This is a genomic window from Mesorhizobium huakuii (assembly GCF_014189455.1).
GTDB classification, from domain to species: domain Bacteria; phylum Pseudomonadota; class Alphaproteobacteria; order Rhizobiales; family Rhizobiaceae; genus Mesorhizobium; species Mesorhizobium huakuii_A.
Map to the genome: position 1 here is coordinate 2,933,707 of NZ_CP050296.1, position 19,401 is coordinate 2,953,107.

Here is a 19,401-nt window from a genome sequence, read left to right on the forward strand (position 1 = left end):
GTGCCAGAGCCATCGACAGCAAGCATGCCGATGTCATTAAGGCCTTGAAAATATTCAACCGCGTCACCCCCTGCCCAGATGGACAACACCCTAGAGTAATTCGCCGTTTCGCGGAAACGGCGAATTACTCTAACTCTTTGTTTTGACGCAATTCCGGACGGAAAACCGTTTCACACTTTTCCTGGAATTGCTCTACCTTGCAATCCTCGGGAAGTATCGGAAAAAATGGACAATCAGGCCAAGGCGCTTACGCCTAAAACATTCATACTGATGCTTGAAACATCATGATAATGGTATTATACGTTATTCCTGCAGACTCAGACATGGGGTCCGGCCGATGATCACTGCCGCGCAGATGCGTGCCGCAAGGGCCTTGGCCGGCATCGACCAGAAGACGCTCGCCGAGCGCGCAGGCGTTTCGCTTCCGACCATCCAGCGCATGGAAGCGAGCGATGGCGTGGTCCGCGGCGTGGTCGATACGCTGATGAAGGTCATCCAGGCGCTCGACGAGGCCGGGGTGGAGTTGATCGGCGAGAACCAGGCCAGCGAGCGCGGCGGCAGGGGCGTGCGCCTCAAGCCCGCCGTGCCGCCAGACCCCAAGGCTGAGCCGGCATAAGTCGCGACGGCGACCGCCGACAGTCCTGCCGACGATCCCGCCGCCTTTCATGTGCGGAAGGCAGTCCATGGATCAGACACGGCGGGCAGTGCATCAACCGGCTCATAAGCCGGGCCAAAAATCGGCCCAAGGGTCGGCCCAAGGGTCGGCAAAGCCGACATTTTCCGAATTGTTCACGCCCAAGCTGGTGACGGTCTGGCGCGAGGGCTACCACCTGCCGCAGATCAAGGCCGACTTCATGGCCGGGCTGACCGTCGCCATCGTTGCGCTGCCGCTGTCGATGGCGATCGCCATCGCCTCCGGCGTGACGCCGGAGCGCGGTCTCTACACCTCCATCGTCGGCGGCTTCATCATCTCCGCGCTCGGTGGCAGCCGCTTCCAGATCGGTGGCCCGGCCGGCGCCTTCATCGTGCTGGTGGCGGCCACGGTGGCGCGTGTCGGTGTCGATGGCCTGCTCCTGGCAACGATGATGGCCGGCGTCTTCCTGCTTGCCATCGGCTACCTCAGGCTCGGCACCTACATCAAGTTCATCCCCTATCCGGTCACCGTCGGCTTCACCGCCGGCATTGCCGTAATCATCTTCTCCGGCCAGATCGCCGAACTGTTCGGCCTGACCCTGCCGGGCAAGGAGCCCGGACCGTTCGTGCCGAAGCTGATCGCGCTTGGCCAAGCGGCCGGCACGATCAATCCCGCCGCGACCTTCGTGGCGCTGCTCACCATCGCCACCATCGCCTTCTTGAAGCGCTCGCGGCCGAAATGGCCGGCCATGCTGGTCGCCATCGGGCTCGCCTCGCTCGTCGTGGCGCTGTTTGCGCTGCCGGCCGAGACGATCGGCACGCGCTATGGCGGCATCCCGCGCAGCCTGCAATGGCCCGGCCTCCCCCAATCAGCCTCAGCAGGATGATCGAGGTTCTGCCGGACGCCATCGCCTTCGCGCTGCTCGGCGCCATTGAATCGCTGCTGTCGGCCGTCGTCGCCGACGGCATGACGGGCCGGCGGCACCGCTCCAATTGCGAGCTGGTGGCGCAGGGCTTCGCCAACATCGCGTCCGCCTTGTTCGGCGGCATCTGCGCCACCGGCACCATCGCCCGCACCGCCACCAATGTGCGCGCCGGTGCGCATGGGCCAGTCTCGGGCATGGTCCATTCCGCGATCCTGCTCGTGCTGATGCTGGTGGCCGCGCCGCTCGCCAGCTACATCCCGCTCGCCGCCCTGGCTGGCGTGCTTGCGGTCGTCTGCTGGAACATGTTCGAGAAGCAGGCTTTTGCGACGCTGTTGCGTGCGTCGCGCGGCGATGCGCTGGTGCTGATGGCGACCTTCCTGATCGTCGTCTTCCGCGACCTGACTGAAGGCATCGTCGTCGGCTTCGCGCTTGGCTCGATCCTGTTCATCGACCGCATGGCCAAGTCCGTCGCGGTCGAGGCGGATCTGCTGCAGGACGATGTCGCCGACAGCGTCAACGCCGCCGGCGCCTATGACGCCAGCGAGGCGAGCGACGCCGACACCGTCGTCTACCGCATTTCGGGCGCCTTCTTCTTCGGCGCCGCCTCCACCGTCGGCAGCGTGCTCGATCGCATCGCCGACCAGCGCAGGAATTTCATCCTCGACTGTTCCGCCGTGCCGCTCTTCGATTCGACGGCGGCCAATGTCATCGAAAGCGCGGCCCGCAAGGCGAGCCGCGCCGGGGTCCGCTTCGTCATAGCGGGTGCGGCGCCGCAAATACGACGGATGCTGATCAACCACGGCGTCAAGCGGCCACTGGTCACCTACGCCGCGTCGATCAAGAACGCGCGGGCGCAACTGGCGGGGACGCCGGCGCGTGCTGTCACGCACTAGGTGGCGGTTCAGATGTCAGCTCCCGCAATTCTTCCGCGTGCGCCTTCGCCAGGTCGGCCATGCTGTCGAAGCGGAAATCCACCGTCGGTACGTCGCCGGGGTTCATCGTGGCGCCGAAGCCCTGATCCGCATGCCGGCGATAGATCCAGCACGATGTCAGGCCGAAGCGGTTGGCGGGAGCGTGATCGTGGAACATGCTTTCCGCGGTGTGCAGGATCCCTCGCTTCTCTATCCCGATTGTACCGAGCTTTTCGAGCATATAGTCGAAGTTCCGGTCGGAAGGCTTGTAGGAGCCGATATCTTCCGCGGTATAGATCGCGTCGAAATCCACGCCGAGCTTCTTGTTGCTGAACGAGAAGCTTTTGTTGTCGACGTTGGAGAGGATGATCAGCTTGTAGTGCTTTTTGAGATACTGCAAGGCTTCCGCGGAGTCGGCAAAAGCCGGCCAATCCTTCACGCTTTCGCCATACGCCACGCATTCCTCAGGAGTGACGATGACACCCCACTCCTCCGCAAGTCGCTTGTAAACGATCGGCAGGAGGTCGCGGTAGCGTTTCCCCGGTGTCCATTTCTGCTGGCTGGCTTCGTGCCGGGCGTGCGCCTCCAGAATGTCGTTGCGGCTCAAGCTGCGGGCCGCCCGTTCGGTCAGCGGTTTCAGGCCGTCGATCATGCCGGATTCCCAATCGATCAGAGTGCCATAGCAGTCGAAAGTCAGGGCTTTGAAATCTGTGAGCTTCATGGGTTTGCCTCCTGTGATTGTCCATGCGTGAAGCGACGCCGGCGTGGATCGCGATCAATCGTAAGGCCGATTTCGCCTCGGGGATTAGCCGATATGCTGCTGACTGGGCTGAAAGTCCTTCAATGCTGCCCTGCCTGACGAGGTGAACCAGACGCCGAACAGTGTCACCGCAAGGCCAACCAACATCGCCTTCGAAAGCGGCTCGCCAAATAGCGACCAGCCCCAGAGCATCGTCACCGGTGGGCTGAGATAGATCACGCTGCTGACCTGTGAGGCGGTGTAGAGGCGCAGGCTTGCATAATACGTGCCGTAGCAGAAGAAGGTCGAAAACAGCACCAGCCAGGTGATACCGAACCCGAAACGGGCATCGAGGGGTGGCATCAGCCCGCCATTCCATTTTGCGCAAGCGGCGAAAAGGATTGCTGCCGTCAGGCATTGAATGCACAGGCTCTGATGGATGGGCATATTGATCGTCCCCATCCGCTTCTGCACCACCGTTGCCAGCGCCATAACCGTCATGGAAGCAACCGTCAGCACATAGGCCCAGACCGGGGCCGTCCCGAGGGCCAAATTGTCCAGCGAGACGATAAGCACGCCAACCACGCCGAGAGCCGTTCCGGTCCATTGTCTGCCGGTCAACCGGTGTCCCAGGACCGGCTGCGACAAGGCCGCAATGGCGAGAGGCACAAGATCGGAAATCAGCGCGACAAGGCCAGTCGGCACGCGCTGACCGATGGCAAGCGCGAATCCACCGAGATAGAGGAACATCGTCGCCGCGCCGAAGATCATCTGCTGGACCAGGGCAAGGGCGCTTATGCGCGGTCCGATCAGGAGAGCAAATGGCAAGAGGATCAATCCGGACATCAGTGTCCGCCAGAACAGCACCAGCATGACATCGGCATTCTCGCTGGCATAGCGGATGCCGACGAAGCCGGAACTCCAGCTTATGACCAGCGCCGTTGCCATCATTGGCCAGACGAGTCGATGGGTTTTGGTAGGCTGGAGCGTCATGGCGTCTCTTCGGTCAGGCGCCCGTATCCCGGAAGCGGATCACGGCCGATTTCGGCGCGGACTATTGACGGCACGCACGCGCCTTTGCACATGACAAATTTCGATACGATCATGAAGAAGCCCCAAAACTGGCATACGAACTTGCCTAAAGCGCATCAGAGGATCAGAAATTGACGCATCATTTTGGTTCCGAGCGAGGATTGTCATGGCCGGACTGATGAACCGCCGCTTGGATGTCGACGCCTTGCGCGCACTGGTCGCGATCGAGAAGCATGGCGGCGTCACGCGCGCGGCCGAAATTCTCGGCCTGTCGCAGTCGGCCGTCAGCCACAAGATCAGGAGGCTCGAAACGAGCCTCGACTGCGAAATCCTCACCCGGAAGGCAAACGCGCCGATATTCACCACGGCCGGACAGGATCTGCTTGGCTATGCGCGGCGCATTCTGGGCATCCATGACGAGGCGGTGCTCAGCCTGTCGAAAAGCCCGCTGCAAGGCAAGATCGCGCTGGGAATGACCGAGGATACGACCTGCACGGACCTGTCGCGCATCCTTGGCCGCTTTCGCCGGCTCTACCCGGAGGTGAGCGTCCGCACGCAGGTGCGCATGAGCCTCGTCCTGCAGGAGCAGCTCAGCCAGGGAGCCCTTGATGCCGCCATCATCCAGGTCTTCCAGCACGAGGTCCGCCCGGCCGATATCCTGCTGTTCCGCGAGACGCTGCATTGGGTGAAATCGCGCGACCTGGTGCTGTCGGCGGGGAAGCCGGTTCCGTTTCTGTCCTTCGACGAAAATTGCTTTTACCGGCGCTGGGGCATCGATGTCGGGCAGGACGAGGATAGAGTGTTCGAGACCGTGTTCGAATGCTCCAGCGCAGCCGGAATTGTTGCAGGCGTGACCGCAGGGCTCGGCGTCGCTCTCCTGAGCCAGCGCTACCTGCAGCCCGACATGGAGATCGTCGACAGCCAATTCCCCAAGCCTCCGGACCTCGCCTATGTCATCAGGCGCGCCCGCGCCCCCCCGGAACCCCGCGCTCGAGACTTTGGTCAGGGAGATCGAGGCCGAGGTAAAGCGTTACGGGGTGCTGCAAATCGCCGTCTGAATGCGCTGCGAAAGCCGGCCGGTCTCCTATTCCTGAAGCGATCTCGGACCGCTGACGAACGGGCTGCCCCTGACGTAGAACCGCAGCAGGCGGTCGGCATCCCTAGTAATGCCGATCCGAGTGCTCTGCCCGATCTCGCCGGGGTCTTGGCCATCCTTGGCGAGCCACAGAGGCCCTTCCTGGCAAAGGTCGATCCCGTCGAGCGAACGATCGATCCGCAAAGCCGCTGCCAGCCGTCCCGGCCCGCGCGCCAGGTCGCGCAAGCGCTCGACGCCGCGATTGCGCTGCATGATTTCAATGCCCTCGAGCGGCTCGAGCGCCCGGATCAGCACGCCGGTGCCGATCCCCGGCATCTCGCTCGAGACATTCAGCATCATGGAGACGCCATAGGCGAGATAGACATAGGCGTGGCCGCGTTCGAGGAACAGCGGGCGGTTGCGCGGGGTCATCCCCCTGAAACCATGCCCGGCGGCGTCGCCGACGACATAGGCCTCAGTCTCGACGATACGGCCGCTGACCATGCCTTCCGGCAGGTCGCGCACCACCAGCTTGCCGATGAGGAAACGGGCGAGGGCGACCGTGTCGTCAGGCAGCGCCGAACGGGCGATCGGCGGATAATGATCCCTATGGTTCACGGTATCCGCTCGACCCATTGCGCGCGCGACGGTCCCGGCTCGAACGAGTTGCCGAAATACTGGGTCTCGCGGGCCACCTTGCCGTCAAGGAATTCCATGATGCTGACGGTATAGGACGGCCGCCCGTCATAGGTCAGGACATATTCGGTGACCCAGAGATCATCGGCGCCGGTGATCCGCCGCACGCTGAAGCGCTTGCGGTTCGGCTGCGCGGCGCGGGACGACTGGATGTTGCGTCGCCCGCGGATGCGCTCGCCCGATTGCGGATAGTCGAGCACCGCATCCGCCCGGTAGATATCGTGCTCCATCTCGAAGTCACCGGCATCGGAGGCAGCCCAGTGATGATCCAGAGCCGCCCGGATATCGCGATCGTCCATGGCAACCTCCTTGACCATCGCCGTGGGATGGACCGTCGTAGCACGGTCCATCCCACGGCTGTTAGCGGGGTGCAGTGGAGGCAGGGCCTCTCAATCGAGCTTCAGCGCCGCGACTTCGCCCTCGTTCATCAGCGGCACGTAGAGGATCGACTTGCCGTCGGTGCCGATGTCGGCGCTGCCCGGCTTGAAATGCGCCACCGCTTCCGGCGCACCGCCGGCTCTGTAGCGGTAGAGCGTGCCGGTCATGTAGGCGGTGGCATAGATGCTGTCGCCAATGGCGATGACGCCGTCGAGGTCGGCGAATTTCTGCGCGCCGGGCAGCGGTGAAATCGCCTTGCTGGCGAGGTCGACCGACAGCAGCCCGCCCGGCTCCGCCGTGCTGAAGTCGGGCTTGATACCCTTGCCCCAGGAGGCGACGATCAGCCTGTTACCATCGGCGAAGACGCCGTTGGGCGAGGCCAGCATCGGGTCCCTGACGAACAGCTCCGGCTGGTCACCATCGATGCGGTAGATCGTGTCGGCCAGCATGTCGCTGACATAGACCTTGCCTGTGCTGTCCGAGGTCATGTCGTTGAGGAAGACGGCATTCGGCACCACGATGCTGGCAACGAGCTTGCCGCTGGCGAGATCGACGACGCGGACCTTGGTGATGTCGGCGACATAGAGCTTGCCGCCCGATATCGCCATGCCCTTGGGCGCGTCCATGCCGTCGGTCCAGTGCTGGGTGATAATCTTGCCGTCCAGGGACAGCACCGACAAATAGCCGTTGCCGTCGGCCTCGCCCGGATTGCCGACGATGTTGGATACGACGATGCGATTGTTGGCGGCGTCGAACAGTGCCGATTCCGGCTGTTCGAGGCCCGTGACGCGCCAGAGTTCGCCGGCCCGGGCGGCTGGCGCGGCGGCGATGCCAATGGCGGCGGCAAAGACTGAGAGGATGAGGCGGTTCATGGCTGTTCTCCTGTGATGACAGGCGGAGAGCTAGGATTTTCGATACTTTTCTGGAAGCTCGATTACCGCTAGTATCGAATATCGATACGAAATCGCTGGCAAGAGGTGCATGCCATGAACGGCCTGATCTTCGAGGCGCTGAAGCGGACGCTGAAAGCCAGGGGTGTCACCTATCGCGAGCTTGCCGAACGCATGGGCGTTTCCGAGCCGACGGTGAAACGCATCTTCCACGAGCGCAACTGCAAACTCGACCGGCTGATGGAGATCTGCATCGCCGCCGGCGTCGAGTTGGAAAACGTGCTGGGGTCGATGAACCGCGGGCCGGGACCGGTCAACCACATCGCGCCCGAGATCGAGCGCCGGCTCGCCGGCCGTCCGGCGCTGCTGTTCATCTTCGTCATGCTGTCGGAAAAATTCACGCCCGAAGGCATCATGCGTTCGCAAGGCCTGAGCGAAGCCTCGATGTTCCTCTATCTGCGCGACCTCGAGGAGCTTGGCCTGATCGCGCTTGGCCGGGGTCTTACGGCAAGATTGCTGGTCGAGACGCCGATCCAGTGGAATTTCGAGGGCCCGCTGCGGCCGCTGTTCGAGATGACCAACAAGAATTTCATCGGCTGGGCCATCACCCATATCGACAAGGAGGCGACCTTCGTCAGCTTCTCCAGGCGGATGCGGCCGGAGACGGCGGAGATGGTGCGCCGCGAGGCCGAAGAGTTGGCCGAGCGCGCCAAACTGCTCGCCCATCACGACCAGCACACGACGCCCGAGGACGGGCTCATCGGCTACAAATTTACATTTGCCTTTGGCGCGACGCCGTTCCAGGCGATCATGCCGATCGGCCCGCACCCGCGCGATGCCGGTGCACAGGTGGGCAGGCCGCGTATGCCGGCATAGCGATTGGCCGGCCGAAGGCTCGACGGCCTCGGCGTCTCAGGGCACACCGCCCTTGGGTTGAAGTCGCGCTCCAGCATCGGTGATGGCGAAAGCGGTGGCGGATGGGTACAAGATCTTCTGGCGCAAGGGCGGATTGCGCTGAATCATAAAGATACGATTCGCAATATCTCCGGCCACTCTCATTCCTGAAAGACCTTGCTCTTGCCCCTCCTTGTCGCTGCCTCCGCATTCATTGGCGCCTGGATAAGCCTGGTCCTGCATGAGTCTTCTCATGCTCTCGCCGGACATCTGGCAAAATTGCAAATAAGAGAAATTCATCTCGGCTTGGGACCAACAGTATTCCGCACCCGCCTGCTGAGAATGGAGGTCAGCGTAGGAACTATTCCGCTTACGGGCTGGGTGAGAACGGCTCCTCAACTATCCTTTTCGAAGCCCGCTAACCTGTTTTTTGTGGCCGCTGGGCCGATTATGGACATTGTTTGGTTGGGTGTTCTGAGCGGTGGAATGACTATCTATCGCGGCACAGAACTTGCAGGCACTATCTTGGCGCCGGCCGTTATAGTTCAGATGATGATAGTCATCGGCAACGGTCTTCCGCGTCATGCCAAGGTTGACGGCCAGCGAGTGCCCAACGATATGCTGGCCTTGTGGAAAATTGCCCGAGGTCGCGATCCGTTCGAGGTGCTCCGGCAGCAGTATCTGAACCGATTGCGGCCGTATATGAGTCCGGACGATCCTCCGTGGCACCCCACGGGTCAGTCGGATCGCGTTGCTTTCCATGTGTTCAAACCTGACCTGACGTACGAGGACATTACAGCGCTCGAAGATGAGCTGACCCACACGGCGTCCGCAAGCGAACGACTTCTCCTCATTGACGCCGCCGCGACGAAAATCCTCGCTCAACCTACCCAGCCGAACTCTCGTCTCGATGCCTTACTCGACCGCCTAACGGAAAGTGCCGTCGCCATGTCTCCGGAGCTCCCTACGCTGAAAGGCACACGCGGCGCGGCGCTCGCCCGATTGGGGCGCCACGAGGAGGCGCTGAATGTCCTTGCGCAGGCCGATAACTCCAACGACTTCAATCGCTGCTTGAATGCGGCCTTCCGGGCATTGGCGCATTCCCACGCCGGTCAAAAAGAAATGGCCGCCGCCGAGTTTGAGACATCCATCGCCATCTTGCGATCTCACGACTGGGCGGGCGGGATCGCCCATAAAATAGTAAGCGCTGTCTGCGTAGAAGCCGGATACCCCACTCCCTAAGAGTGCGAAACGCCGAAACCGTCTGCAGAAGACGGTCCACCTCCAAGCTAAGGCACCAGCAACGAGGCAAGACCATGATCAGGCCGCGTTCGCTTCTTCCTGCGGCGCGGCAAGATCGTCGCGCGCCTTGCGGGCCAGTTTTTCGTCGAGCGCTTGGGGCTGTCGCCGAACAGCTCGGCGGCCTCGGCAAGACACGATTTTCTCAGGCTCCCTTCCGAGCGCTTCAAGAGCTTGCCGAGAAGCTTTGTGTCCTCGCGTGGTCCCAGCGGCTCACCGCTCCGGCGGCGCCGACTGCCGCCATTCACCACCAGCTTGCCGCCCGGACCAGCCATGCGACCAGCGATGCCGACCGCCCCCGTCGGCGCGTTGGGATAGAACAGATCCGCCACCAGCATTCATGATAGAATTCGCAGACTGATTTGCCAGACCGTAGAGGGCGGGTTGCCGAATGCGTGACACGTCCCCGTGAAATCGAAGTGAAGCCTATGCCGACCGCACCAACACTTGAACGTCGCCGCTATTCGCGCCTGAAAAATTTGCGGGCGCGCGCAGAACGCCAGGGCGCTGCATTGCAGTTCTGGGCGCGTACGGCATCGCTCGCTGTGATCTCCTGCTTCTTTTCATTGATCAGCCGCTGGGATGCCTCACTGCTCTTCGTGCTGGCGGGCCTCGTGCTGTTCCAGCTCGTCGGCCTGATCCAGTTTCTCTTTGCGCGCCGTCGCACGGCGCCATGGTGGATCGGTTACCTCGTCGGTACGCTGGACATCATTCTGTTGACCATTCTGCTGGTAACGCCCAACCCGTTTTCCCAGGAGGTCGCGCCGGCCGCGATGCAACTGCGCGAGGGCAGCTTCAAATTCCTGCTGATTTTCGTATGCCTTGGCGCGCTGACCCTTTCGACACGATTGGCGCTCTATCTCGGCGCGCTCGCGGCCTTGACGTGGACGATCGGGGTGGGATGGGTGATTTCTCATCCAGGAACCGTCATCCCGGCGACGAACCTCTATTCGCTGCCGGTGACAGAGCGACTGAACCTCTATCTCAACCCCAATTTCGTCGATACATTCGCGCAGGCGACCAACGTGTTGGTTGTGCTGATTATCGGCGCGATCATGGCGCTGGTCGTCTTTCGTTCCCGACGTCTGTCGGAAGACTATGTCAAGGCAGAGCGCGCCCGCGCCAATCTCGCCCGGCATTTTTCGCCCAACGTCGTCGACCAGCTTGCCACGGACGACGAGCCGTTCGGCCCGGTCCGCCGGCAGGATATCGCGGTGCTGTTCGCCGACATCGTCGGCTTCACACACTATTCCGAGGATCATCCGGCCGAAGCAGTGTTCGAACTTCTGCGCCAGTTCCACCGTCGCATGGAGCAGGTCGTTTTCGACCACCATGGCACCGTCGATAACTATATCGGCGATTGCATCATGGCGACATTCGGGGTTCCGCAAGCCAGCCGTGACGACGCGACGCGCGCCATCCAGTGCGCTGAAGCGATGATCGCCGCTCTCGAAGACTGGAATGTGCAGCGTGTGTCCAGGGGATATCCGCCGCTGGACGTTCGCATCGGTGCACAATATGGCGCGGTCGTCATCGGCGCGGTCGGCAGCGAGCGCAACCTGTCCTTCGCGGTCGTGGGCGACACCGTCAACGTCGCCAGCCGTTTGCAGGCGCTCTGCCGTGAGCTTCAGGCGAATATTTGCTTTGGGTCACGACTGATTGAGGCCGCGAAGGCGGAATCGCCCACGACACGGTTGAATGCGCGCGATCATGGACCGGTGAGCATCCGCGGCCGGGACGAACCGGTCCATGTCTGGGTCGAACGCAAAGCCGAAAACCAGGGCGCTGTTGCGGTTTCGGCATGATCTAGGCCGCCATGTGAAACGCCTGCACCTCGACTGGCTACGCCGCGCTATAGGGGCATGTCCTGACCCAGGCCGAAGCCATCACGTGTCTGAGGCGATTGCTCCAGCCTTTGCGGCTTCGGCGTCTGTGCTGGCCTTGTCGTCCCAGACCATCTGCCGGTAGTCGAAGCCATATTCCAGCGTCGGCTTGACGATGCGGAAAAACGGCGACAGGTCGAAGTCGCGCGGCGTGTAGAGCGAGTGGTGGCGAATGTGCAGGATTTCCTTGCGCATATAGGTCGACTGCGCCGAGGCGCGGCCGGGCGCGCGAGTGATCTCGGGCAGGATCGGGTAGTGGATCTGGCCATAGGCCTCGGCGATGAGCGAGGAGCAGATGGCCCGCGTCGGGTCGCCGGAGCCGAAGGCCAGCATGCGCCGGCGCCAGCGCACCGGCACCGGCGGCGTCGGCAGGAAATAGCGCAACATGTCGAAAATGTTCTTGAGGTCGTATTTCAGGCCAAGCTTGCCGATCATGAAGGCGACCACCTTGTCGCGGTCCTCCGGCGCCAGCCCGCTCGCCCGGCAGATGCGGGTGTTGTAAGTGCGATAGCGCGACAAGGGTACGGCGACGCAGCCTTCGCCCATCGTCACCTCGATCAGCCGCGCCGCTCCGTTCCGTCTTGCGGCTCCGGCAAGGCATCGCCGACATAGAAGGCCGCGTGCGACCAGGTCGACTGGGTGAGATACTTGATCGCTGCCGAGATCTTCTGATTGCCCTCGATCAGCAGGATGTCGCCCGGCTCCAGCGTGCGGCGCAGCGTTTCGGCGTCGGACGGGGTATAGGGCTCATAGCCGGAGGATTCTTCCTGCAGCCGGCCGGCGAGCCAGCGGCCAAGTCGGTCCAGGAGGGTGTCGCCGGGCGCGGTCATGATAGAGCGTGACTAACACGGGCCGGCAGGCAAGTGCCAGCGCGCCCGTGCTTCGTCAGCTGGCGGCGGCGCTCGTCTCGTCATGCGGCGCCGGGCTGGCCAGGTCGTCGCGCGCCTTGCGGGCCAGTTTTTTCGTCGAATGCTTGGGGCTGTCGCCAAACAGCTCGGCCGCCTCGGCAAGACAGGATTTTTTCAGGCTCTTTTCAGAACGCTTCAAGAGCTTGGCGAGAAGCTTTGTGTCCTCGCGCGGCCCCAGCGGCTCGTCGTCGGCCTCGAGCAGGGCGCGCAGGACGAACAAATCATGCAGGTCGCCGAGCCGTTCGCCCAGCGCGTCGACCGCCTTGCGCCGCGCCTTGATCGGCGTCGGCCAAAGCCTGCCGAGCAGCGACAGGTGCATGCCATGCGTCTTGGCCGCCTTGCGCAAATCGTGGAAATCATCGGCCGCGCCGCGCGCGCCGGCCCTGTCGAGCGCCTTCCTGGCGCGGCGCAAGGTGACGCGGGCGCCTTCGGCAAGCACGTCAGCCGCCTGTTCCGGCTGGTCGGGCAAGGCGAGGCTCTCGATCCGCTTCACGCCGTCTTCGCAGGCGGCGGTCGCAGCGCCGATCGCCGCTTCGAGGCCGGCGCCTTCATGCAGATCGTGCTGACGCGCAATCAGCCTGTCGCGCACGGCATCGAGCCCGCCATCGGCGCATTCCTTGGGGAACCCTGCCGCCAGCCGGTCGATGGTCTCGATCAGCGCCGTCGCCTCGCGTGGTCCGGCAAGCAGCGCCGCCACGTTGCGATAGCACTGATTTTCGGTCGTGCAGAATGTTTCGTCACCGGAATGAACCAGGCGCAGCAAGGCACGCGCGCTCTTCAGCCGCTTGCGGCATTTGTGCAGTCCCTGCTCCGGCCGGCTGCGCGCCGCATCCAGATGCTGCAGCGCCTTGCCGATTTCCTCGGCAAGGATGCGCCTGACCTCGCCGGTCAGCGGCAGGCGCGGGTCGATGCGAAAGCTCATGCGGCGATCTCCGGTATCCCCCGAGGGCGAGCGACGCGTTGTAGAATTTCTGCTCGCCGGTCACTTCACGGCCAAGCCAGTCAGGCAGCATTTCGTCCGGCACATCTTCCGGAGTCTCGAGTTCGGCCACCACAAGTCCCGCGAGTGCGCCGCCAAAGACATCGACTTCATAGAGATAGCCGCGATGCGTAACATGGTGACGTGTCTTCTCGATGACACGCCCAACGGCGAAGTCCAGCATCTCCACCGCCTCGGCAAGCGGGATCGGATATTCGAACTCGTCGCGCTCGCGCCCCCTGCTGCCGAATTTGAGCGTCAGCTTGGCGGAAGCGCCGTCGCTGATGCGGATGCGGACGGTCCGCCCAGGCGCCGTGGCGAGATAGAACTGGAGAATGCGGATATCCGCCTCGACCAGGTTCCGCCATGCGGTGCTGGAGACCAGGAACTTGCGCTCGACTTCCTTGCCCATGGCCGCGCACTAAAGCGTTTGCCGCGGGCGATGGCAAGACAACTCTGCACACAAGTTGACTTTAATCAATCGATTGATTAAAGTCTGGCCATGATCAAGCTGCCTGACACCAAAAATCCACGCCGCGAGACCTCTCCGGCAGATCTGACGCGTGCCGCTCTCGTCCGCGCGGCGCTGAAACTGTTCGGCCGGCAAGGTTTCGACGGCACCTCGACCCGCGAAATCGCGGCGGAGGCGCAGGCCAATATCGGTTCGATCGCCTATCATTTCGGCGGCAAGGAAGGCCTTCGTGCCGCCGCCGCCGACTATATCGTCGAAACCATCCAGACGGTTGCTGGCCAAGCGCTGGGCGCCGGCCAGGCAGCGATGGCGAGCGATCCGGAAGCGGCACGCGCGCAGCTGTTCGCGGCGTTGGAGCGGATGGGCAGCTTCATCCTGGCGCAGCCGCAGGCCGGCGAGATCGTGCAATTCGTGCTGCGCGAGCTGTCGCATCCGACGACCGCGCTCGACCGCATCTATGACGGCGTGTTCGAGCCGACGCATCGCCGGCTGTGTCTGATCTGGGAGCAGGCGACCGGCGAGCCGGCCGAAAGCGAGCGGACCCGGCTCACCGTGTTCACGCTGATCGGCCAGGTCATCTATTTCCGCATCGGCCGCGAGGCGGTGATGCGCCGCATGGGCTGGCACGACATCGGCGCCGCCGAGGCCGCCAAGGTCGTGGCGGTCACGACGGACAATCTCAGCGCCATATTGGCCGCCCGAATGCGATCAAAACCCGCAATGGGATCAAAACCCCCAAGTGGATCAAAACAATGAGTTTTCTCTGCTCCTTGCCGCTTGCCGCGCAGCTCCTCAGTGCCTGTGCCCCCGCCACGCCACTCGCCGTCGGCTATGTCGAAGGCGACTATGTGCTGCTGGCACCGATCGAGGTGGCGCAGGTCGAGACCGTCTCGGTCAAGCGCGGCGATCGCGTCACATCAGGCGCGACGGTGGTGACATTGGAAAGCGCCGACGCCAAGATCGCGGTGGCGCAGGCGCAGGCGAGCCTCGCCCAGGCGCAAGCGCAGCTCGCCGACCTGCAGGTCGGCAAACGGCCGGAAGAAATCGCCGCACTCAAGGCACAGGTCGACATGGCCAAGGCGCAGGCCGACGATGCCAAGCGCAAATACGACCGCGCCGCCGACCTGTTCAAGCGCGGCACCGGCACCCAGGCCGACTACGACACCGCCTCGGCGACGCTGGAGACCGCAGAAGCCCAGGTCGGCCAGGCCGAGGCCAATCTCGCGGTCGGCGGCCTGCCGGCGCGCGCCGAGACGATCAAGGCCGCCGACAATCAGGTCAAGCAGGCGCAGGCAGCACTCGAGCAGGCTCAGTGGCGGCTGTCCAAGCGCACGCTCGCGGCGCCCTCGCCCGGCCGCGTCAACGACGTCATCCGCAATCCCGGCGACACGGCCGGCCCGACCGCGCCGGTCATCTCGATCCTGCCTGACGGCGCCGTGAAGCTCAGCGTCTATATACCGGAGGCCGCCTTCTCCTCGGTCAAGATCGGCAGCCTGCTCGCCGTTCATTGCGACGGCTGCGGCGACGGCGTGAAGGCGCGCGTCAGCTATGTCTCGCCCGATCCCGAATTCACCCCGCCGGTGATCTATTCGCTCGAGAACCGGCAGAAGCTGGTCTATCTGGTCGAGGCACGGCCGGAGGGCGATGCCGGCTTGCTGCAGCCCGGCCAGATCGTCGACGTCGATCTTGCGGAAACGGCAAAATGAACGCCATCGACGTTCATGGCCTGGTCAAGCGCTTCGGCGACAAGACCGTCGTCGACCACGTGACGATGTCGGTCGCCGAGGGCGAGATCGTCGGCTTCCTCGGCCCGAACGGTTCGGGCAAGACCACCACCATCCGCATCATGTGCGGCCTGCTGACGCCCGACGAAGGCGAAGGCACGGTGCTGGGCTTCAACATCCGCACTGAGTCGCTCAGGATCAAGCGCGAAGTCGGCTACATGACGCAGAAATTCTCGTTCTACGAGGATCTGACGATCGGCGAGAACCTCGAATTCGTGGCCCGGCTCTACCAGCTGAAGCCGGTAGGCGAGTACGTTGCGAGGACGTTGGAAGAGCTCGGCCTGACCTCGCGCCGCAACCAGCTGGCCGGCACGCTGTCCGGCGGCTGGAAGCAGCGGCTGGCGCTCGCCGCCTGCATCATGCACAAGCCGAAGCTGCTTTTGCTCGACGAACCGACGGCCGGCGTCGACCCGAAGGCGCGGCGCGAATTCTGGGACGAGATCCATCGCCTCGCCAGCGGCGGGCTGACCGTGCTGGTCTCAACCCATTACATGGACGAGGCCGAGCGCTGCCACCGCATCAGCTACATCTCCTACGGCAAGATGCTGGCCACCGGCACCGTCGCCGAGGTGGTGAAAAACGCTGGCCTGACCACCTTCGTGGTGCAGGGGCCACAGCTCGCCAAGGTGGCGGAAGAGCTGCAGGGCCGCCCCGGCGTCGACCAGGTGGCGCCGTTCGGCGCGACGCTACACGTCGTCGGTTCCGACAGGAAGAAGCTCGAAGCAGCGCTTGCCGACGTCGAGAAGGAGCACAAGGGCGTGACGGTCGCGCCAGGCGAAACCAGCCTCGAGGACGTCTTCATCCAGTTCATGTCGGGGTCGAAGGACAACATGGCATGAACAGCATCTTCTCCTTCGCCCGGCTTGGCGCGCTGCTGATCAAGGAGTTCATCCAGATGCGGCGTGACCGCATCACCTTCGCCATGATGCTCGGCGTGCCGCTGCTGCAGCTGGTGCTGTTCGGTTTTGCCATCAACAACGATCCGAAGGGCCTGCCGACGGCGCTGGTGGCGATGAGCAACGACCAGTATACGCGCGCCATGGTCTCGGCGCTGCAGGTGACGGGCTATTATCGTTTCGACCATGTGACCGAGAGCGCCGAAGAGGCGGAATTCCTGATGGCGCGCGGCGACGTTTCCTTCGTCGTCACCATCCCGGCCGACTTCGCCAGCCGAGTCGAGCGCGGCGACAATCCGCAGATCCTGATCGAGGCGGACGCCACCGATCCCTCGGCGGCGAGCGGCGCCATTTCCACGCTGAGCACGGTGGCGAGCCAGGCGCTGCTGCGCGCGCAAGGCATGCAGGCTGCCGCTGCCGAGGATGCCAGGCAGCAGCTGCAGGTGGTGGTGCACCAGCGCTACAATCCCGAAGGCATTTCGCAATACAACATCGTGCCCGGCCTGCTCGGCGTCATCCTGCAGATGACCATGGTGATGATGACGGCCATGGCGCTGACCCGCGAAACCGAGCGCGGCACGATGGAAAACCTGCTCGCCATGCCGTCCAGCCCGGCCGAGATCATGCTGGGCAAGGTGCTGCCCTTCCTCGTCGTCGGCGCGGTGCAGGTCGCGGTGGTGCTGGTGGCGGCGAAGCTTTTGTTCGATATCCCGTTCGTCGGCAGCCTGACGCTTCTGTTGTCGTCGGTGCTGGTCTTCGTGCTGTCGCTGGTGCTGCTCGGCTACACCATTTCGACCATGGCCCGCTCGCAGATGCAGGCGATGCAGCTGACCTTCTTCTTCTTCCTGCCGTCGCTGCTCTTGTCGGGCTTCATGTTCCCCTATCGCGGCATGCCGGGCTGGGCCCAGGCGCTGGGCGAAATCTTCCCGCTGACGCATTTCCTGCGCATCACCCGCGCGGTGATGCTGAAGGGCGCCGACTTCCATGCCATCGCCACCGAGATCGGCTGGCTGGTCGTGTTCGTGCTGGTGTTCGCCGGCACCGCGCTGTTGCGGTTCAGGCGCACGCTGGATTAGAATCAAAACCCATTCACTCTGAACGACCGAATTCGAATATTCCTGCTTTCGAAAGAAGGTCCGGAAATCCAGCTTAAAAAGCGGCGAGCAAGCCCGCCGCTTTCCAAAATGCGCCGCCTGCCGTCAGTGCTCAAATTGCGGCTTGATACTGTTCGTCGTTGGGATTTCCGCCTTGTCGCCCGTCGCCATGGCATGGCTGCCCATGATGGCCGTGTTCCGCACTGTGATGGACTGGGTGTGGAACTCGGCGGCGCCGGCAGACGCCTTGGTGCTGTTGGTGGATCCATAGTGGTCGCTTCCGCCTGCGGCAAACGCGGTGCCGGCAGCAACTAGAAACGCGGCTGAAAGAGCAATCGTTCTCATGGTGAACTCCATTGTCAGGTTGTGAGGTAGAGCGGCGGACGCTCCGACCAGGTCGGAGCCGCCGCTCCAAATTTCTCTGGGTCAGGCGACCGCTTTCTCGGGGTCGGCGCGAACGATGACCGTGTCCATGACCGGCAGGATCTCGTCCGCTGGCATGCCGACGCGGCTGGCGTGCTCCTTGATCGACTGGGGATCGCGAGCTTGGTAGATGCAGACGGTGCCAAGCCGACCGTCGGCCTCCTTGACCACGTAGCTGCGAATCCAGCGGACGCGGTCGGGCATCTCCTCATTGCCGATGCGGCCGGATTTCTCGGCCGCGGCCTTCAGCTCGACCGGATTGCCCCAGGCGGTCCTGCGGCGGATGACATAGAGATCCATGGTCTTCTCCCTGGTTTGTGGATCGAATTGGCCGTGAGACGGTGCTTTCCCTGAAGTCGCCGGCGACGTCCAATGGCCTATTAGCTATAGTGCCGCGTTCGGGGCTTGAATGACCGGGCCGCCGGAACACTTGACCGACTGACGGAAGGGAATTGATCTTGGACGCGCTTGGGGAAGTGCTGCGTGCCGTCAAAATGACGGGCGGCGTTTTTCTCGATACCCATTTCACCGCACCTTGGTGCGTGTCAGCCAGGTTCACTTCGGACCAGTGCCGCCCTTTCCTGACCGACGCCGTCCAGATCATCGCCTATCATTATGTCATCAGCGGCCGCATGCTGGCCACTGTCGAAGGCGAGAGCCCGTTCGAGGTCCGCGCCGGTGAAACGGTGGTGTTGTCCCGCAACGACCCACACCTGCTCGGCAGCGCCCTGGATATGCGCCCGGTCGGCACCGAGCATCTCATTCAACCCGGAGAGCGCGGCGGCCTTGCCCGAATCGTTCACGGGGGAGGTGGCGAGCCCACGCGGCTCATCTGCGGCTTTCTCGGCAGCGACGAGCAACGCAATCCGCTGATTGCCACGCTGCCACGGATGTTGAAGGTCGACATGGTAACGGCGGGCTCAAGCGACTGGATCGAGGCCTCTCTGAACTTCGCCCTCAAGGGCCTGCAGGAGGGTCAGGTCGGCTCGCCAGCGGTGATGTCTCGCCTTTCGGAGTTGATTTTCGTCGAAGCCGTGCGCAGCTACGCGGCGTCGCTTGTGCCAGAGCAAAAGGGATGGCTCGCCGGCATGCGCGACCCGGCCGTGGGGCGCGCGCTCGCCCTGATGCACGCAGGGGTGAACCTTCACTGGACCGCGGAGCAGCTGGCGCGCGAGGTTGCGCTCTCCCGCTCGACTTTCTCCGATCGTTTTGCCGGCCTCGTCGGGATGCCGCCTATGCGCTATCTCACCGCCTGGCGCATGCAACTCGCCAAGGAGCAGCTGCGCAGCGGCCATCGGTCGATCGCGCAGGTGGGCTATGAAATCGGCTACCAGGCGGAGGAGGCTTTCACCCGCGCCTTTAAGCGCGAATTCGGGATACCGCCCGCGGCATGGCGGAAGGCAAAGCAGCTACTGGGATGACCGTACACAGGAAGACTCCGCGCCAACCTGCGCACTGCAGATAGCGGCCCGACGCCGTTGCATCGCGG

The 19,401-nt window shown here is 63.3% G+C and carries 17 protein-coding genes and 5 pseudogenes; 11 read left to right on the forward strand and 11 right to left on the reverse strand.

What is annotated here, in order from left to right; genetic code table 11:
* The first annotated feature begins 337 nt into the window (after positions 1–337).
* Both HB778_RS14550 and HB778_RS14555 read left to right on the forward strand, forming a co-directional pair.
* Entirely contained in the window at positions 338–616 is a 279-nt protein-coding gene (locus HB778_RS14550) for a helix-turn-helix domain-containing protein (protein ID WP_013528670.1), read from the forward strand.
* Positions 617–683: 67 nt separating this feature from the next.
* Positions 684–2,452: pseudogene (locus HB778_RS14555) on the forward strand (SulP family inorganic anion transporter).
* On the opposite strand, the gene HB778_RS14560 reads toward HB778_RS14555, so the two are convergent.
* Both HB778_RS14560 and HB778_RS14565 read right to left on the reverse strand, forming a co-directional pair.
* A complete protein-coding gene (locus tag HB778_RS14560; protein ID WP_183464492.1) occupies positions 2,442–3,191 on the reverse strand; it encodes a haloacid dehalogenase type II in 750 nt (249 codons plus the stop codon). The pseudogene HB778_RS14555 and the gene HB778_RS14560 sit on opposite strands and share 11 nt — an antisense overlap.
* 84 nt (positions 3,192–3,275) lie before the next feature.
* On the reverse strand, positions 3,276–4,202 hold the full coding sequence (locus HB778_RS14565; RefSeq protein WP_183464493.1) for a DMT family transporter: 927 nt from the start codon (positions 4,200–4,202) through the stop codon (positions 3,276–3,278).
* 205 nt (positions 4,203–4,407) lie between these two features.
* Between HB778_RS14565 and HB778_RS14570 the strand changes: the two are divergent.
* Positions 4,408–5,299, forward strand: a pseudogene (locus HB778_RS14570) (LysR family transcriptional regulator).
* A gap of 26 nt (positions 5,300–5,325) precedes the next feature.
* Here HB778_RS14570 and HB778_RS14575 read toward each other — a convergent pair.
* The 3 genes from HB778_RS14575 to HB778_RS14585 form a co-directional block, all read right to left on the reverse strand.
* Positions 5,326–5,952 carry a DNA-3-methyladenine glycosylase gene (locus HB778_RS14575; protein ID WP_183464494.1) on the reverse strand — a complete coding sequence of 209 codons (627 nt, stop codon included), beginning with the start codon at positions 5,950–5,952 and terminating at the stop codon, positions 5,326–5,328.
* Positions 5,931–6,311 (reverse strand): nuclear transport factor 2 family protein, encoded by a 381-nt coding sequence (locus tag HB778_RS14580; RefSeq protein WP_183464495.1) that lies wholly within the window; start codon positions 6,309–6,311, stop codon positions 5,931–5,933. The genes HB778_RS14575 and HB778_RS14580 overlap by 22 nt, the downstream gene beginning before the upstream one ends.
* Before the next feature lie 90 nt (positions 6,312–6,401).
* Complete coding sequence (locus HB778_RS14585; protein WP_183464496.1) at positions 6,402–7,262, reverse strand: SMP-30/gluconolactonase/LRE family protein; 861 nt, start codon at positions 7,260–7,262, stop codon at positions 6,402–6,404.
* A gap of 114 nt (positions 7,263–7,376) precedes the next feature.
* Here HB778_RS14585 and HB778_RS14590 point away from each other — a divergent pair, with 114 nt between their 5' ends.
* Both HB778_RS14590 and HB778_RS14600 read left to right on the forward strand, forming a co-directional pair.
* A complete protein-coding gene (locus tag HB778_RS14590) occupies positions 7,377–8,156 on the forward strand; it encodes a helix-turn-helix domain-containing protein (RefSeq protein ID WP_183464497.1) in 780 nt (259 codons plus the stop codon).
* A 195-nt stretch (positions 8,157–8,351) separates the two neighbouring features.
* Positions 8,352–9,416: a site-2 protease family protein gene (locus tag HB778_RS14600; protein ID WP_210308074.1), complete on the forward strand. Its 1,065-nt coding sequence runs from the start codon at positions 8,352–8,354 to the stop codon at positions 9,414–9,416.
* A gap of 78 nt (positions 9,417–9,494) precedes the next feature.
* Here HB778_RS14600 and HB778_RS14605 read toward each other — a convergent pair.
* Positions 9,495–9,688 (reverse strand): annotated as a pseudogene (locus HB778_RS14605) (CHAD domain-containing protein); the annotation flags it as partial.
* Positions 9,689–9,901: 213 nt separating this feature from the next.
* Here HB778_RS14605 and HB778_RS14610 point away from each other — a divergent pair.
* Entirely contained in the window at positions 9,902–11,278 is a 1,377-nt protein-coding gene (locus HB778_RS14610; RefSeq protein ID WP_183464500.1) for an adenylate/guanylate cyclase domain-containing protein, read from the forward strand.
* Between the two features lie 81 nt (positions 11,279–11,359).
* On the opposite strand, the pseudogene HB778_RS14615 reads toward HB778_RS14610, so the two are convergent.
* The 3 genes and pseudogenes from HB778_RS14615 to HB778_RS14625 all read right to left on the reverse strand — a co-directional run bounded on the left by HB778_RS14615 (position 11,360) and on the right by HB778_RS14625 (position 13,655).
* A pseudogene (locus HB778_RS14615) lies at positions 11,360–12,186 on the reverse strand (lipo-like protein).
* Positions 12,187–12,241: 55 nt separating this feature from the next.
* A complete protein-coding gene (locus tag HB778_RS14620; RefSeq protein WP_183464501.1) occupies positions 12,242–13,186 on the reverse strand; it encodes a CHAD domain-containing protein in 945 nt (314 codons plus the stop codon).
* A pseudogene (locus tag HB778_RS14625) lies at positions 13,183–13,655 on the reverse strand (CYTH domain-containing protein). Before HB778_RS14625 ends, HB778_RS14620 begins: the two are co-directional and overlap by 4 nt.
* A gap of 90 nt (positions 13,656–13,745) precedes the next feature.
* Between HB778_RS14625 and HB778_RS14630 the strand changes: the two are divergent.
* The 4 genes from HB778_RS14630 to HB778_RS14645 are packed head-to-tail and all read left to right on the forward strand — an operon-like array spanning position 13,746 to position 17,471.
* Positions 13,746–14,471: a CerR family C-terminal domain-containing protein gene (locus HB778_RS14630; protein WP_183464502.1), complete on the forward strand. Its 726-nt coding sequence runs from the start codon at positions 13,746–13,748 to the stop codon at positions 14,469–14,471.
* Positions 14,468–15,421, forward strand: coding sequence for an HlyD family secretion protein (locus HB778_RS14635; RefSeq protein WP_183464503.1), 954 nt, complete (start codon positions 14,468–14,470; stop codon positions 15,419–15,421). Before HB778_RS14630 ends, HB778_RS14635 begins: the two co-directional genes overlap by 4 nt.
* Positions 15,418–16,338: an ABC transporter ATP-binding protein gene (locus HB778_RS14640; protein WP_183464504.1), complete on the forward strand. Its 921-nt coding sequence runs from the start codon at positions 15,418–15,420 to the stop codon at positions 16,336–16,338. Before HB778_RS14635 ends, HB778_RS14640 begins: the two co-directional genes overlap by 4 nt.
* Positions 16,335–17,471 (forward strand): ABC transporter permease, encoded by a 1,137-nt coding sequence (locus HB778_RS14645; RefSeq protein WP_183464505.1) that lies wholly within the window; start codon positions 16,335–16,337, stop codon positions 17,469–17,471. Before HB778_RS14640 ends, HB778_RS14645 begins: the two co-directional genes overlap by 4 nt.
* A 123-nt stretch (positions 17,472–17,594) precedes the next feature.
* Here HB778_RS14645 and HB778_RS14650 read toward each other — a convergent pair whose 3' ends face one another.
* Both HB778_RS14650 and HB778_RS14655 read right to left on the reverse strand, forming a co-directional pair.
* Positions 17,595–17,834 (reverse strand): hypothetical protein, encoded by a 240-nt coding sequence (locus HB778_RS14650; protein ID WP_183464506.1) that lies wholly within the window; start codon positions 17,832–17,834, stop codon positions 17,595–17,597.
* A gap of 81 nt (positions 17,835–17,915) precedes the next feature.
* Positions 17,916–18,212 (reverse strand): DUF4242 domain-containing protein, encoded by a 297-nt coding sequence (locus HB778_RS14655; protein ID WP_095202860.1) that lies wholly within the window; start codon positions 18,210–18,212, stop codon positions 17,916–17,918.
* A 158-nt stretch (positions 18,213–18,370) separates the two neighbouring features.
* On the opposite strand from HB778_RS14655, the gene HB778_RS14660 reads away from it, so the two are divergent.
* Positions 18,371–19,333 carry an AraC family transcriptional regulator gene (locus HB778_RS14660; protein WP_244661914.1) on the forward strand — a complete coding sequence of 321 codons (963 nt, stop codon included), beginning with the start codon at positions 18,371–18,373 and terminating at the stop codon, positions 19,331–19,333.
* Positions 19,334–19,401: the final 68 nt, after the last annotated feature.